This is a genomic window from Paracoccus niistensis, assembly GCF_042432925.1.
In the GTDB taxonomy this organism is placed as follows: domain Bacteria; phylum Pseudomonadota; class Alphaproteobacteria; order Rhodobacterales; family Rhodobacteraceae; genus Paracoccus; species Paracoccus niistensis.
This window is the reverse complement of sequence record NZ_JBHLWE010000019.1, coordinates 76,770-90,247: the sequence shown is the minus strand read 5'-3', so window position 1 is coordinate 90,247 and position 13,478 is coordinate 76,770. Positions and strand designations below refer to the sequence as shown.

Below are 13,478 nucleotides of genomic sequence, written 5' to 3'. Positions count from 1 at the left end.
CCCGCATGGCCCGCATCGCCTTCTGCCTGCCCGCGCTTTCCAGCCACGCTGCCGTCCACGGGGCGCTGGCGCGGGTTCTGGCAAGGCGCGGCCACGACTGCCGGATGGTCGGAGGCGAGGGGCTTGGCCTGCTTGCCGCGCGTGAAGGGATTGCTTTCGCAAGCCTCGGGACGCGCGAGCCGGACCTGCATAATGCCGGGCTTCTGCGGACGCTGACCGCCACCGCCGCCGCCACCCGCACCTTCGTCCGCCACGGACCCGAGACGCTTGGGCACCTGAGCCCCGACCTTGTTGTGGCCGATCAGGCGGAACCGGGTGCGAGCCTTGCCGCCGAGGCGGCGGGCATCCCCCGCGTGACGCTCGCCTCGGCTCTGCCGCTGGATCGGGACGAGGCAATCCCGCCTCCCTTTGTCGACTGGCCCTGGGCGGACGGAGAGGAAGGCCGCAAGCGTAACCGAGGCGGCTGGCGGGTGGCGGACGCGCTGATGGTGCTGCAATCGCGCGCCTTGGCGCAGGGCTGCCGCGATCACCGGCTTCCGATGCGGCGCCGGATCGACGACTGGATCTCGCCCGACCTCGATCTGCGGCAGATGGTGCCCTCGCTGGACTTTCCCCATGCGGTGGGTGCGGGTGCAAGGGCGGTCGGGCCGCTGCGCGACGGGGCGCCCGGCGAGCTTGATCTGGACCCCGGCGGCAGGCCGCTGGTCTTTGCCTCGCTTGGGACGCTGCAGGGCGGGCGGAGGGCGCTGCTGGCCGCCATTGCCCAGGCCGCCGAGGACCTGAACGTCTGCCTCGCGCTGGCCCATTGCGGCGGACTGACCGAGGCCGAGGCGCAGACGCTGCCCGGCCGCGCCATCATCCGCGACTTCTTTCCCCAGCGTGCGGTGCTGGCGCGGGCAGATGCCTGTGTCACCCATGCCGGGTTGAACACCGTGCTGGACTGCGCGGCGGCTCAGGTGCCCATGGTGGCGATCCCGCTGGCCTTCGAGCAGCCCGCCACCGCCGCCCGGCTGGCCTTCCACGGCGCGGCCCGCGTCCTGCCGCCGCGCCGCGCCACACGCGCCACGATCCGCACGGCGTTGGAGGCGCTCCTGTCCGATCCCTCCTGTCGCGCCGCGCTGGCGGGCCCCGCCGCCGAAATCGCCGTGGCAGGTGGCGTCACCCGTGCCGCCGACCTGATCGAGGCGCGGCTTGTCCGCAGGGCGGCCGCATGAGCCCGGACCTGATCCTCGCCGGCGCGGGCCTCGCCAATGCGCTGATCGCCCTCGCCGTGGCAGAACGGCGGCCGGGCGCGCGCATCCTGATGCTGGATCGCGCGCCCGGCCCCTCCGACTCTCACACCTGGTCCTTTCACGATCCCGACCTGCGGCTTTCCTGGCACCGCCGCCTTGCCCCCGCGATCCGCTGCCGCTGGCAGGGGCAGGAGGTCCGCTTTCCCGACCACGCCCGGACTCTGCGCGCAGGCTATGCCTCGCTGGACGGCGCTGGTCTGGCGCGGCTTCTGGAGGAGACGCCCGGCGTAACCCTGCGCTGGAATGCCGAGATCACCAAGCTGGACTCGGGCAGCGCGACGCTCGATGGCGAACGGATCGAGGCACCCTGCGTGATCGACGGACGCGGGGCCGCCCCCTCGCGCCATCTGGTCACCGGCTACCAGAAGTTCGTAGGTGTCGAATTCGAGATGGACGCCCCCCACGGTGTCACCCGCCCGGTCATCATGGACGCGACCGTGCCGCAGCAGGACGGCTATCGCTTCGTCTACCTGCTGCCCTTTTCCACCACGCGCCTGCTGATCGAGGACACCCGCTACAGCGACGGCGCGGCGCTGGACGAGGAGGCCCTTGCCCGCGCCATCGCGGACTATGCCACGGACAAGGGCTGGACCGGCCACGAGGTGCGGCGCGAGCACGGCGTCCTGCCCATCGCGCTGGCCCATGCCGCGGCAAGGCTGTGGGCCGAGGCGCAGGGCGGACCCGTGCCCGTCGGGATGCGCGCGGGCCTGTTCCATCCCGTCACCGGGTATTCCCTGCCTGTCGCCGCGCAGATGGCGGACGTGGTCGCCGCCGCAGGGTCCACCACGGCCGAGGTCTTCGCCGCCGTGCGCGCCCATGCGCTGGCCCGCGCCGGCGACGACCGCTTCCTGCGCCTGCTGAACCGGATGCTCTTCCACGGCTGCCCGCCCGAGCATCGCCATCGCGTCCTGTCGCGCTTCTACCGCCTGCCCGAGCCGCTGATCGAGCGCTTCTATGCCGGCAAGCTGACCCGCATGGACCGGCTGCGGATCGTCACCGGCAAGCCCCCCATTCCCATCCGCGACGCGCTGCCCTGCCTGCGCGAAGCGCCGCTGCTGAAGGAAACTCCGTGACGTCAGGCACCTCAACCCGCTCGGCCATCGTGATCGGCGCGGGCTTCGGCGGGCTGGCGCTCGCCATCCGCCTGCAATCGGCGGGCATCGCCACCACGCTGCTGGAGGCCCGCGACAAGCCCGGCGGCCGCGCCTATGTGTGGCGCGAGGAAGGCCATGTCTTCGACGCTGGCCCCACGGTCGTCACCGACCCCGACTCGCTGCGCGAGCTTTGGGCGCTGTCGGGGCAGGAGATGGCCCGCGACGTGACCCTGCTGCCGGTCAGCCCCTTCTACCGGCTGCTCTGGCCCGACGGAAAACGCTTTGATTACGTCAACGACGGCGAAGCGCTGGAACGCGAGATCGCCGCCTTCAACCCCGCCGACCTCGACGGCTACCGCCGCTTCCACGACTATTCGGAACAGGTCTATCAGCAAGGTTACCTGCGCCTGGGCACCGTGCCGTTCCTGAAGCTGGGCCAGATGCTGCAGGCCGCGCCAGCCCTGGTGCGGCTGGAAGCCTATCGGTCCGTCCACAGCGTCGTTGCGCGATTCATCAAGGACCCGCACCTGCGGCAGGCGTTCTCGTTCCACACGCTGCTGGTGGGGGGCAACCCGTTCTCGACCAGTTCCATCTATGCCCTGATCCACGCGCTGGAACGGCGCGGCGGCGTCTGGTTCGCCAAGGGCGGCACCAATGCGCTGGTATCGGGCATGGTCGCGCTGTTCGAACGGCTGGGCGGCAGGCTGCGGCTGAACGCCAAGGTCGCGCGGGTCGAAACCCAAGGGGCGCGCGCCACCGGCGTCACCCTGGCGGACGGCACGCGGCTGGACGCCGACATGGTCGCCAGCAACGCAGACGTGATGCACAGCTACCGCGACCTCTTGGGCGGCACCCGGCGCGGGCAGGCCAAGGCCGCGCTGCTCAAGCGCCAGCGCTGGTCCATGTCGCTGTTCGTGGTCCATTTCGGCCTGTCGCAGCGCCCCGAAGGGCTGGCCCATCACACGATCCTGTTCGGCCCCCGCTACCGCGAGTTGGTGAACGAGATCTTCCGCGGCCCCAGGCTGGCCGAGGACTTCTCGCTCTACCTCCATTCGCCCAGCGTCACCGACGACAGCCTCGCCCCGCCGGGGATGTCCACGCATTACGTCCTCGCCCCCGTGCCGCACCTGGGCCGGGCGGCGATCGACTGGGCGGTCGAAGGCGAGGCTTACGCCGACCGCATCCTTGCCAGCCTGGAAGAACGGCTGATCCCGGACCTGCGCGCCAACCTGCGGGTCAGGCGCATCTTCTCGCCCGCCGATTTCGCGTCGGAACTGAACGCCCATCACGGCAGCGCCTTTTCGGTGGAACCGATCCTGGCGCAATCCGCCTGGTTCCGGCCCCACAACCGCGACCGCAGCATCCGCAACTTCTACATCGTCGGCGCGGGGACGCACCCGGGCGCGGGCATCCCGGGGGTCGTCGGCTCGGCCAAGGCCACGGCGGGCGTCATGCTGGCCGACGCAGGCGCGGCATGACCGCGCCCGTCGCCGAATCGCGGGCCGCCATCGCGGCAGGCTCGCAAAGCTTCGCCGCGGCGGCCAGGCTGATGCCGGCGGGCATCCGCGAGGACACCGTGATGCTGTATGCCTGGTGCCGCCACGCCGACGACGTGGTGGACGGGCAGGAACTGGGCAGCGTGCCCGTCGCGCAGGGCGACCCGGCCGAGCGGCTCTCGCGGCTCAAGGCCGAGACGCTGGAGGCTCTGCACGGCTCGGGGCCGCTCAGCCCGCCCTTCGCGGCGCTGCGGACGGTGGCGCGGCGGCATGACTTCCCTGACCGCTGGCCTCTGGACCTGATCGACGGCTTCGCAATGGACGTGGCGGGGCGCGACTATCGCACGCTGAACGACACGCTGGATTACAGCTACCACGTCGCGGGGGTCGTGGGGGTGATGATGGCGCGCGTCATGGGCGTGCGCGATCCGGCGGTGCTGGACCGCGCCTGCGACCTCGGCCTGGCGTTTCAATTGACCAACATCGCCCGCGACGTGATCGACGACGCCCGGATCGGCCGGGTCTACCTGCCCGGCGACTGGCTGCACGAAGCAGGCGCGAAGGTCGAGGGCGACATTCCCTCGCCTGAAGTTCACGCCGTCATCCTGCGCCTTCTGAACGCGGCCGAGCCTTATTATGCCTCGGCCTTCGCAGGGCTTCCCGCGCTGCCGGCGCGCTGCGCCTGGTCCATTGCGGCGGCGGCGCGCATCTATCGCGCCATCGGCACCCGCATCCGGCGCGGCGGACCCGAGGCTTATCGGGCGCGCATCGGCACCTCGGGTGCGGCCAAGGCGGGGCTGGCGCTGCGGGCGCTGGGGGACGCGGGCGTCTCGCGCGTCATCCCTAGGGCCGTGCCGCGCGACGGGTTGTGGACCCGCCCGCGCGCCTAGGCGGCGACGCTGGCGCGGACCGGCAGCACGCGGGCGATATGGGCGGCCAGCGGCAGGCTGTCGAAGCCGCAGCCGCCCAGAAGGACGTCCACCTCGGTCCGCAGGGCGTCGTAATGCGCCTGCGCCTGCGGCAGGCTGCGGACCGCCAGGACCCCTCGCGCCAGCCCCGGGGCCTGCGTGTCGCGACGGGTGTCCTTGCCGATCGCGTTCGCCTCGGCCTGCACGTCCAGCAGGTCATCGTAGGACTGGAAGGCGCGGCCCAGTGTCTGCCCCAATGCGGCCAGACGGTCCATGTCGGCCGCCCCGAGATGCTGCAGCAGGCCGAACATCTCGAACCCCGCGGCGAACAGGGCGCCGGTCTTGAGGTCCTGCTCGCGCTGCACCCCCGCCGCATCCTTGGGCGCGTGGATATCGAGGTCCTGCCCCGCGCAAAGCCCCGCCGGGCCGATGGCGGCGGACAGCAGGGCAACCAGCCGGGCGCGTGTATCCGGGTCCGCCCCGCGCGCGGTGGCCAGCAGCCGCATCGCCTCGGTCACAAGCGCGATCCCGGCGAGAATCGCGCGGCATTCACCGTGAACAAGATGCGTCGTGGGCCGCCCCCGCCGTGCCTGCGCGTTATCCATGCAGGGCAGGTCGTCGAAGACCAGCGAGGCGGTATGCACCAGCTCGATCGCGCAGGCGGCATCGACCAGCGCGGGAGAAACCCCGCCCGTGGCCTCGCCCGCGATCAGCAGGACCATGGCGCGGAACCGCTTGCCGGGCGCCAGCACCGCCTCGGCCATTGCCCGGCTCAAGGCAGGAGAGGCCATCCCGAAGCCCGCCGCGACCTCGGCCAGGCGGTCATCCACGACACAGCGCCAGTCGGCAGGTCGGGTCACGTCACGCATGCACTTGTCATCCATCCAAACCGCTGCCGCTTTGCTGTCGCACATCTGATCCAGAATATCAGACATCAGGGGCCGGACGGGAAGCCGCAACCGTGACCCTCGGCAAAGAAAGCGCCGAAGGCCACTGCCGGTTCAATACGGCCTGAAAGGCCGTCCCCTCAGGCCGCGCGCAGCCCCAGGATCTGCCGCGCCTGCTGCCAGGTGGCGACGGGACGTCCGTGGCGTTCGCACAGGTCCACCACCCGCCCCACCAGCGCCGCGTTGGACGGGGCCAGGGTGTCGCGGTCCAGGCGGACGTTGTCCTCCATTCCCGTGCGGGTGTGGCCACCCTTGGCGATGGCCCAGTCGTTGATGCGCAACTGCTCGGCGCCGATCCCGGCCGCGCACCATTGCGCATCGGGCGCCAGGCGCTTCAGCGTTTCGATGTAGAAGTCGAAGATCGGCTCGTCGGCGGGCATGGCGTTCTTCACCCCCATGACGAACTGCACGTAAAGCGGCCCCTTGAGCCGCCCGTCCCGCGCCATCCGCGCGGCCTGCACGATATGAGAGAGGTCAAAGGCCTCGATCTCGGGCTTGACGTCATGGGCCTGCATTTCCGAGGCAAGCCAGTCCACGAGGTCCGGCGGGTTCTCGTAAACTCGGGTCGGGAAGTTGTTGGACCCCACCGACAGCGAGGCCATGTCGGGCCGCAGCGGCAGCATGCCCCCGCGCGCGCGTCCCGCGCCCGAGCGGCCTCCGGTCGAAAGCTGGATGATCAGGCCGGGGCAGTGTTTCTCCAGACCTTCCTTCAGCGCGGCGAAGCGCTCGGGGTCGGAGGTGGGCTGGCCCTGGTCGTCGCGCACGTGGCAGTGGACAATGGTGGCGCCGGCCTCGAAAGCCTCCTGCGTCGACTCGATCTGTTCCGCGACCGTGATCGGAACGGCGGGGTTGTTGTCCTTGGTGGGCAGGCTGCCGGTGATCGCCACGCAGATGATGCAGGGATTGTCGGCGGGATTGGTTGTCTGGGTCATGTTTTCCGTTTCCGTCAGAAGATGCGTGATGATGCGGGGGACCGTTTCAGCCGCGCGGCCAGCGCCGAAAGCGCCACCGCCGCCATTCCCACGGCGACGCCCCAGAAGGCCGCGCCAATTCCCAGCAGCGACACGCCCGAGGTCGTGACCATGAAGGCCAGCAGTCCCGCCTGCCGGTCCGATGGGGTGGTGCCCTCGGGCGAGAGCGTGTCGCCGAGGCTTTTCGCGATCGCTCCCAACAGGGCGAGGCCCGCCAGCAGCGCGATCACCGCAACCGGCAGCAGGGTCAGCAATTGGACGATGGTGCCCGCCAGCAGCCCGCCGAGGCAGAAGAACAGCCCGCAGGCCACACCCGCCGCGTATCGCCGCGAGGCGTGGGGATGGGCATCGGGCGCCGCGCAAAGCGCCAGCGTGATCGAGGCCAAGGCCGTCGTGATCCCCCCGAACAGCGCCGAGGGCAGGGACGCCAGCGCGCAGATCGCCACAATGGGCCGCGCCGCGACCTGGTAGCCGTTGGCCCTCAGGATCGCCATGCCGGGCAGGAACTGCCCCGTCAGCGTGGTCAGGATCAGCGGCAGCGCCAGCCCCGCCAGTGCCTGGACCGAGAAGGTGGGCCCGGTCAGAACGGGATGGGCGAGGGTCAGGCGGATGTCTCGCAAAGGCACGCCCTCGACCAGCCAGGCGAGCAGCAGGCCCACGGCCAGCATGATGATCACGGCATAGCGCGGCAGCAGCACGGTGAAGACCAGGTACGCCGTGACCAGCACCGCGAAGATCACCGGCGCGGTGCCGATGGCGCCCATGGCCGTCAGCCCGAAGCCGAACAGGATGCCCGCCATCATGCCGCTGGCTACGGGCTTCGGGATTGCCGCGACCAGCCGGTCGAACAGGCCCGTGATCCCCAGCGTAAGGATCACCAGCGCCGAAACAAGGAAGGCGCCCACGACGTCGGAAAAGGGCAGGTCCGAGCCGATCGAGATCAGCAGCACCGTGCCCGGCGCCGACCAGGCGGTGACAATGGGCGCGCGGGTCAGAAGGCTCAGCCCGATGCTGGTGACGCCGGCGGAAATCGAGATGGCCATGACCCAGGACGAGAACTCGGCGTCGCTTGCCCCCATCGCGCGGGCGGCCTGAAGATAGATCAGCAGCGGCCCGGCATAGGAGACCAGCACCGACAGGAACCCCGCCGTGACGGTCGAGGCCGACATGGCCGCCGCAGCCTCGCGCCAGACGGGCAGGGCGGTTCGTTCGCCGGTCAGGGCCATCGGCTCAGCGCCCCGCCGGGGCGACAAGCGCCCGTGCCTGCAATCCTGCCCGCATTCCCGTTCCTCCCGCTTGCCCGCAAGGCGCGCAACAGGGCCCAAGACTGGTCCGCACCCCGCCGCCGCGGCAATGACGCGGGAAGTATCCCCCGATACCCGGCGCGGCATTGGTGCGGACGGGCTTCATCGGGAAGATGGCGGCATGCGGGGGAGGGAGAGTGCCACCCGTTTCAATCCGGCCAACCGGACAGGAGGAGAACGCAGCTATGCGCGACGTGACAATCGACAACGTGACCGAAGTGGTGATCGCCTCGCTGGGCGACAAGGCGCCCATCGGCGACCGCCAGCGCGAGATCATGACCAGCCTGATCAAGCACCTGCACGGGTTCTGCAAGGACGTGAACCTGACGCATGGCGAGTTCCTGTACGCTTGCGACTACCTGGCCCGCGCGGGCCGGATCTGCGACGACAAGCGCCAGGAATTCATCCTGCTCGGCGACATCCTGGGCGTCGAGGTGCTGGTGGACATGCTGACCCATCCGGTCGAGGGCAACGAAAGCGTCTCGACGGTGCTGGGCCCGTTCTACCGCGAAAACCCGCCGGTCCTGCCCAAGGGCGCCTCGATCATCCAGAAGCACTTCCCCAACGAGGAAACCGTCTGGTTCGAGGGCTACGTGCGCGACGCCCAGGGCAAGGGGATCGAGGGCGTGACGCTGGACGTCTGGGAAGACGCGCCGAACGGCCTTTACGAAAACCATGACCCCGACCAGCCCGACTACAACCTGCGCGGGCGCCTGGTCACGGACGCGGACGGCCATTTTGCCTTTGTCGCCGTCCGCCCGGTTCCCTATCCGATCCCCGATGACGAGACCGCGGGCGAGCTGCTGCGCTTCATGGGCCACCATCCCTACCGGCCCGGCCACATCCACTTCATCCTGGCCAAGGACGGCTATCGCACCCTGGTCAGCCAGGTGTTCGATGCCGACAGCGACTGGCTGGACGACGACAGCGTCTTCGCCGTCAAGGACAGCCTGGTCGCCAGGTTCGAGCCTGCGACCGACGGCAAGGCTGACCTGAAGGTGCGCTTCGACTTCGTCATGAAGGCGCAGGCCGCCACCGCCCAGCTGGCCGCCGAATAAGCGACAAAAGAACCAAATTGATTTGCCCCCGGCCGCACCGGGGGCATTATGCGTTTGGGGCCGCGATCTGGCATCACAGTGAGGACGCATTGAACCTGCGGCAGCTCAGCTATTTCATCGCCGTGGCCGAGGAACTGCATTTCGGCCGCGCGGCCGAGCGGCTGGACATGGCCCAGCCACCGCTGAGCCGCCAGATCAAGCAGCTTGAGGACGAGCTTGGCGCAGTCCTGTTCAACCGGGGCCGCAACGCGATCACGCTGACCCAGGCGGGGTCGCGGCTGCTGGAGCGCGGACGCGCCGTGCTGTCCGAGATCGAGGACATCAAGCTGGAACTGCGCCGGATCGGGCAGGGGGCCGAAGGGCGGCTGCGGATCGGCTTTGTCGGCTCATCGACCTTCGGGATCATGCCCAACATCATCAAGTCCTTCCGCGCGAACTATCCGGTGGTGAACCTGACGCTGCTGCCCATGAACAACGCGCGCCTGCACCGCGCCCTGATCTCGCGCGAGATCGACGTGGCCTTCACCCGGCCTGCGCTGAAGGACAGCGACTTCGTCACGCGCAAGCTGCTGGAGGAGCCGCTGGTCCTGGCCGCGCCCGACACCTTCGAGACGGCGATGCGCGGCCAGGTCACGCTGGAAGAACTGCGCAAGATCGAGCTGGAGATGATCCTTTACCCCGAGTTCCCGCGCCCCAGCTTTGCCGACTCGGTGATCGACGCTTGCCTTGCGCAGGGGGTGGATATCCGCCGCCGCAGCTTCACCATGGACCTGCAGACGGCACTGAGCCTTGTGGCGATCGGCGAGGGCGCGTGCATCGTTCCCGCCTCGGTCGGCTCGGCCCCGCGCAACGGCATCCGCTTTCTGCGCTTCTCACCGCATCTGGCAAATACCGAACTGGCGCTGAACCACAGGATCGACGAACAGGGCGTGCATCTGAAGAACTTTGTCCGCATTGCCCAGTCCGTGGCCCGGCGGACGCTGGGATAAGGCAGGCAGGCGGGACGCAAATGAAAGCGGGGCGGAAACCCGCCCCGCGATCCCGGCTCAAGGGCCGCAATGTGGTGCTCAGACCCCCAACCAGCGGTGCTGCGCCTCGGCATCGGCGCGGATCTCGTCCGGGGTGCCGGTCCAGACGATCTGCCCCTTGCTGACGATCACCACGTCGTCGGCCAGGCTGGTGGCGAAGCCGAAGTTCTGTTCCACCAGGATCATCGACAGGCCGGTCTGCTTGAGGTCCATCAGCCGGTCGTGGATCAGCTTGACGATGATCGGCGCCAGACCCTCGGTCGGCTCGTCGAGGATCAGGAGGCGGGGGTTCATCAGCAGCGCCCGCGCGATGGCGAGCATCTGCTGCTCGCCCCCCGACAGCTGCATCCCCCCGTTGGCCATCCGCTCGCCCAGGCGCGGGAACAGCTCCAGCACCCGCGCCATCGTCCAGCCGCCGGGCGGTGCGGGGAAGCGCTTGGCGGCAAGCTCCAGGTTCTCACGCACGGTCAGCGAGCGGAAGATGTCGCGGGTCTCGGGCACATAACCCAGCCCCATCCGGGCGATGTCATAGGGGCGGCCGCTTCTGATCGCGCGGCCCTCGAAGGTGATCTGCCCGGTCTTGGCGGGCAGCAGGCCCATCACCGTCTTCAGCGTGGTGGACTTGCCCGCGCCGTTGCGGCCCAGGATCGCCAGCACCCGGCCCGCCTGCGCGGTCACGGTCATGCCGTGCAGGACCTGGGTCTCGCCATAGCCCGAGTCGACTGCGTTCAGTTCAAGCATCTTCCCAGGCTCCCAGATAGATGTCCTTCAGCAGGCTGCTACCGCGCGCCTCTTCGGGCGAGCCGTCGAAGACGACCTCGCCATAGTTCAGCACGGTGATGCTGTCGGCGACGGCGAAGGCCAGGTCCATGTCATGCTCGATGATCAGCAGCGTCAGGTCGCGCGGCAGGTCGCTGAGCAACTCGTGGAACCCCTTGGCCATCTCGGGGCCGACGCCCGAGGTCGGCTCGTCCATCAGCAGGACCAGCGGGCGCGTCGCCAGCGCCACCCCGACTTCCAGCTGCCGGCGCACCCCGTAGGACACGTCGCTGACGCGGGCGTGCAGATAGGGCATCAGCCTTACCTGTTCCGCCACCTCGCGCACCGTGTCCTGCACGTCGCGCCGCGTCAGGCTGTCGTAGCGGATGTTGTGCCAGTGCCCATGCGTGACCGAGGCGGCCAGCCCGAGGTTCTCCTCGACCGTCAGGCCGTCGAACAGCGTGTTCTTCTGGTAGCTGCGCGACAGCCCCCGGCGGGCGCGGGCCTGGACGGACAGCGCGGTCACGTCCTCGCCCGCCAGGAAGACCTGGCCCTTGTCGGGGGTGATCTCGCCCACCAGCTGGTTGAACAGCGTGGTCTTGCCAGCGCCGTTCGGCCCCAGGATCACCCGCCGCTCGCCGCGTTCCAGTTTCAGCGAGACGTTCCGGGTGACGTGGATGGCCCCGAAGCTTTTCGAAAGGTTGCGGGTTTCAAGCATCTTCCAGCGCTCCCTGAGCGGCGAGGTCCTTGCGGACCTGATGGGCGATGACGTCGCGGGCAGGGACAGGACGGGCGCGCGAGAGGCGCTGTTCCAGCCAGCCGAAGATCCCGTTGGCGCGGCTCATGACGACGGCGATCAGGATCAGGCCGACGACAAGGTGCCAGTAATCGGTATGGGCGCTGACCTCGTGCTTGAGCGCGACAAAGGCGATGGCGCCGATCACCGGGCCGATGATGGTGCCGAGGCCGCCCAGGATCACGACCACCAGCGCCTCGCCCGAAACGGTCCAGTTCAGAAGCCCGGGCGAGACGAACATGACGTGCTGCGCGGCCAGCGCGCCCGCGGCGGCGGCGATCATGCCCGCCAGGCCGAACATGTCCGCCTTGATGCGCCAGACGTTGACGCCCAGCGCCCGCATCCGCTGCTCGTTGTGCATGATGCCCGTCAGCGTGCGCCCCAGTCCCGCCTGCAGGACATGGGTGGCGAACCAGTAGACGAAGCCCAGCACGAACAGGCAGGCGAAGGCGAAGGTGCGGGGATCGTTCAGGTCCAGCCCGATCAGGGACAGGTCGATCCGCGGCACGCCCGAGACGCCGTCGTCGCCGCCGAAGACCGGCTGCTCGAAGACCAGCGAATAGGCCATCTGCCCGAAGGCCAGCGTCGCCATGATGAAGTAGATGCCGTGGCTGCGGCCGCAGACCGCCCCGATCAGCCATGAGGCCGCGCCCGTGATGGCGATGGCCCCCGCGAAGGCCGCGGACGGCGCCAGCCCGACCTTGACCGTCAGCATGGCATAGGCATAGGCGCCCGCGCCCATCAGCGCGCCGTGGCACAGCGACACCATGCCGCCGAAACCCGCGACCATGTCCAGCGCGATCACCAAGATGGCCAGGATGGCGATCTCGGCCACCATCTCGACCCCGAAATATTCAGCCGTCAACGCCCGCAGCACGGCGGCGGCGGCGATCAGGCCCAGCGCCCAGAAGCGCAGGCTCGTGTGTCGGAACATCGGTTCAGCCCTTTGCCGGGAACAGGCCCGCCGGGCGCAGGATCAGCACCGCGGCCAGAAGCCCGTAGATGAGGATCGACGCGAGTTGCGGGAACAGCACCGCGCCGAAGGTCTGCACGACGCCGTAGATCAGCGACCCCGCGATCGCGCCTTTCAGAGAGCCCAGGCCACCGATCACGATCACGATCAGCGTCGGGATCAGGATCTGCAGCCCCATGTCGGGCGTGACCGACAGCAGGGGTGCGGCGACAGCGCCCGCCAGCCCCGCCAGCGCGCAGCCCACGCAGAAGACGAGGAAGAACATCCTTTCCACGTCGATGCCCATGCAGGCGGCCATCGAGTCGTTGTCCACGCCCGCACGGATCATCGCGCCGATCTGGGTACGGCTCAGGACCAGCGCCAGCACGCCCCAGATCGCGAGGCCCAGGGCGATCACGAACAGCCGATAGGCCGGATATTCGACGCCAAGGATCGTCAGCCGCCCGTCCAGCAGCGCCGGAACGGGGGCGGACAGCGCCTGCGCGCCCCAGATGATGCGGGTCAGGTCCAGCATGACGAAGATCAGGCCGAAGGTGACCAGCACCTGCGCCATGGGCCCGGCCCGCCGCATCCGGCGGATGAAGACCAGATACAGCACCACCCCCAACGCGGCGACGGCCAGGGGCGCGACCAGAAGCCCGCCCCAGAAGCCAATGGCCGCGCCCGCGGTGGCCGCCGCATAGGCGCCCAACGCGTAAAGCGAGCCATGCGCCAGGTTCACGAAATGCATCAGCCCGAAGATCACCGTCAGGCCGACCGACAGCAGAAACAGCAGCATGGACAGCTGAAGCGCGTTCAGCCCCTGCAGCACCCAGAAGCCGAGATCGGCCTGCATGGCGCTTTCCTCCCCTA

Annotated in this window: 13 protein-coding genes; 6 read left to right on the top strand and 7 right to left on the bottom strand. The window is 69.4% G+C overall.

Features of this window, described 5'->3' with window-relative positions:
- Nucleotides 1-5 precede the first annotated feature (5 nt).
- The 4 genes from ACFFII_RS07585 to ACFFII_RS07570 are packed head-to-tail and all read left to right on the top strand — an operon-like array spanning nucleotide 6 to nucleotide 4,772.
- A complete protein-coding gene (locus tag ACFFII_RS07585) occupies nucleotides 6-1,214 on the top strand; it encodes a glycosyltransferase (RefSeq protein ID WP_377698285.1) in 1,209 nt (402 codons plus the stop codon).
- The gene (crtY, locus tag ACFFII_RS07580) at nucleotides 1,211-2,365 is read left to right on the top strand and encodes a lycopene beta-cyclase CrtY (protein ID WP_377698284.1); all 1,155 of its coding nucleotides are present in this window, start codon (nucleotides 1,211-1,213) and stop codon (nucleotides 2,363-2,365) included. The genes ACFFII_RS07585 and crtY overlap by 4 nt, the downstream gene beginning before the upstream one ends.
- Nucleotides 2,362-3,864: a phytoene desaturase gene (locus ACFFII_RS07575; RefSeq protein ID WP_377698283.1), complete on the top strand. Its 1,503-nt coding sequence runs from the start codon at nucleotides 2,362-2,364 to the stop codon at nucleotides 3,862-3,864. The genes crtY and ACFFII_RS07575 overlap by 4 nt, the downstream gene beginning before the upstream one ends.
- Nucleotides 3,861-4,772 (top strand): phytoene/squalene synthase family protein, encoded by a 912-nt coding sequence (locus ACFFII_RS07570; RefSeq protein ID WP_377698282.1) that lies wholly within the window; start codon nucleotides 3,861-3,863, stop codon nucleotides 4,770-4,772. Before ACFFII_RS07575 ends, ACFFII_RS07570 begins: the two co-directional genes overlap by 4 nt.
- On the opposite strand, the gene ACFFII_RS07565 is transcribed toward ACFFII_RS07570, so the two are convergent.
- The 3 genes from ACFFII_RS07565 to ACFFII_RS07555 all read right to left on the bottom strand — a co-directional run bounded on the left by ACFFII_RS07565 (nucleotide 4,769) and on the right by ACFFII_RS07555 (nucleotide 7,934).
- Entirely contained in the window at nucleotides 4,769-5,659 is an 891-nt protein-coding gene (locus ACFFII_RS07565; RefSeq protein WP_377698281.1) for a polyprenyl synthetase family protein, read from the bottom strand. The genes ACFFII_RS07570 and ACFFII_RS07565 overlap by 4 nt on opposite strands.
- Before the next feature lie 158 nt (nucleotides 5,660-5,817).
- Nucleotides 5,818-6,669 carry a 3-oxoadipate:acetyl-CoA acetyltransferase gene (locus tag ACFFII_RS07560; RefSeq protein ID WP_377698280.1) on the bottom strand — a complete coding sequence of 284 codons (852 nt, stop codon included), beginning with the start codon at nucleotides 6,667-6,669 and terminating at the stop codon, nucleotides 5,818-5,820.
- Nucleotides 6,670-6,683: 14 nt separating this feature from the next.
- Entirely contained in the window at nucleotides 6,684-7,934 is a 1,251-nt protein-coding gene (locus ACFFII_RS07555; protein WP_377698279.1) for a benzoate/H(+) symporter BenE family transporter, read from the bottom strand.
- A gap of 263 nt (nucleotides 7,935-8,197) precedes the next feature.
- Here ACFFII_RS07555 and ACFFII_RS07550 point away from each other — a divergent pair, with 263 nt between their 5' ends.
- Nucleotides 8,198-9,070, top strand: a complete 873-nt coding sequence (locus tag ACFFII_RS07550) for a dioxygenase family protein (protein WP_377698278.1) — start codon at nucleotides 8,198-8,200, stop codon at nucleotides 9,068-9,070.
- Between the two features lie 89 nt (nucleotides 9,071-9,159).
- Nucleotides 9,160-10,059 (top strand): LysR family transcriptional regulator, encoded by a 900-nt coding sequence (locus ACFFII_RS07545; RefSeq protein ID WP_377698277.1) that lies wholly within the window; start codon nucleotides 9,160-9,162, stop codon nucleotides 10,057-10,059.
- A gap of 78 nt (nucleotides 10,060-10,137) precedes the next feature.
- Here the strand turns inward: ACFFII_RS07545 and ACFFII_RS07540 are convergent, their stop codons facing one another.
- Genes ACFFII_RS07540 through ACFFII_RS07525 form a run of 4 tightly spaced genes read right to left on the bottom strand, consistent with a single transcriptional unit; the run spans nucleotide 10,138 to nucleotide 13,461 of the window.
- The gene (locus ACFFII_RS07540) at nucleotides 10,138-10,839 is read right to left on the bottom strand and encodes an ABC transporter ATP-binding protein (protein WP_377698276.1); all 702 of its coding nucleotides are present in this window, start codon (nucleotides 10,837-10,839) and stop codon (nucleotides 10,138-10,140) included.
- Nucleotides 10,832-11,575 (bottom strand): ABC transporter ATP-binding protein, encoded by a 744-nt coding sequence (locus ACFFII_RS07535; RefSeq protein WP_377698275.1) that lies wholly within the window; start codon nucleotides 11,573-11,575, stop codon nucleotides 10,832-10,834. The genes ACFFII_RS07540 and ACFFII_RS07535 overlap by 8 nt, the downstream gene beginning before the upstream one ends.
- On the bottom strand, nucleotides 11,568-12,587 hold the full coding sequence (locus ACFFII_RS07530) for a branched-chain amino acid ABC transporter permease (RefSeq protein WP_377698274.1): 1,020 nt from the start codon (nucleotides 12,585-12,587) through the stop codon (nucleotides 11,568-11,570). Before ACFFII_RS07530 ends, ACFFII_RS07535 begins: the two co-directional genes overlap by 8 nt.
- 4 nt (nucleotides 12,588-12,591) lie before the next feature.
- Nucleotides 12,592-13,461, bottom strand: coding sequence for a branched-chain amino acid ABC transporter permease (locus tag ACFFII_RS07525; RefSeq protein WP_377698273.1), 870 nt, complete (start codon nucleotides 13,459-13,461; stop codon nucleotides 12,592-12,594).
- Between the last annotated feature and the right edge of the window lie 17 nt (nucleotides 13,462-13,478).

Bases quoted from the DNA above. Each gene is read 5' to 3' on its own strand.
- ACFFII_RS07585 (WP_377698285.1), top strand. From the start codon at position 6: ATGGCCCGCATCGCCTTCTGCCTGCCCGCGCTTTCCAGCCACGCTGCC.
- crtY (WP_377698284.1), top strand. From the start codon at position 1,211: ATGAGCCCGGACCTGATCCTCGCCGGCGCGGGCCTCGCCAATGCGCTG.
- ACFFII_RS07570 (WP_377698282.1), top strand. From the start codon at position 3,861: ATGACCGCGCCCGTCGCCGAATCGCGGGCCGCCATCGCGGCAGGCTCG.
- ACFFII_RS07565 (WP_377698281.1), bottom strand. From the start codon at position 5,659: ATGCGTGACGTGACCCGACCTGCCGACTGGCGCTGTGTCGTGGATGAC.
- ACFFII_RS07560 (WP_377698280.1), bottom strand. From the start codon at position 6,669: ATGACCCAGACAACCAATCCCGCCGACAATCCCTGCATCATCTGCGTG.
- ACFFII_RS07555 (WP_377698279.1), bottom strand. From the start codon at position 7,934: ATGGCCCTGACCGGCGAACGAACCGCCCTGCCCGTCTGGCGCGAGGCT.
- ACFFII_RS07550 (WP_377698278.1), top strand. From the start codon at position 8,198: ATGCGCGACGTGACAATCGACAACGTGACCGAAGTGGTGATCGCCTCG.
- ACFFII_RS07540 (WP_377698276.1), bottom strand. From the start codon at position 10,839: ATGCTTGAACTGAACGCAGTCGACTCGGGCTATGGCGAGACCCAGGTC.
- ACFFII_RS07535 (WP_377698275.1), bottom strand. From the start codon at position 11,575: ATGCTTGAAACCCGCAACCTTTCGAAAAGCTTCGGGGCCATCCACGTC.
- ACFFII_RS07530 (WP_377698274.1), bottom strand. From the start codon at position 12,587: ATGTTCCGACACACGAGCCTGCGCTTCTGGGCGCTGGGCCTGATCGCC.
- ACFFII_RS07525 (WP_377698273.1), bottom strand. From the start codon at position 13,461: ATGCAGGCCGATCTCGGCTTCTGGGTGCTGCAGGGGCTGAACGCGCTT.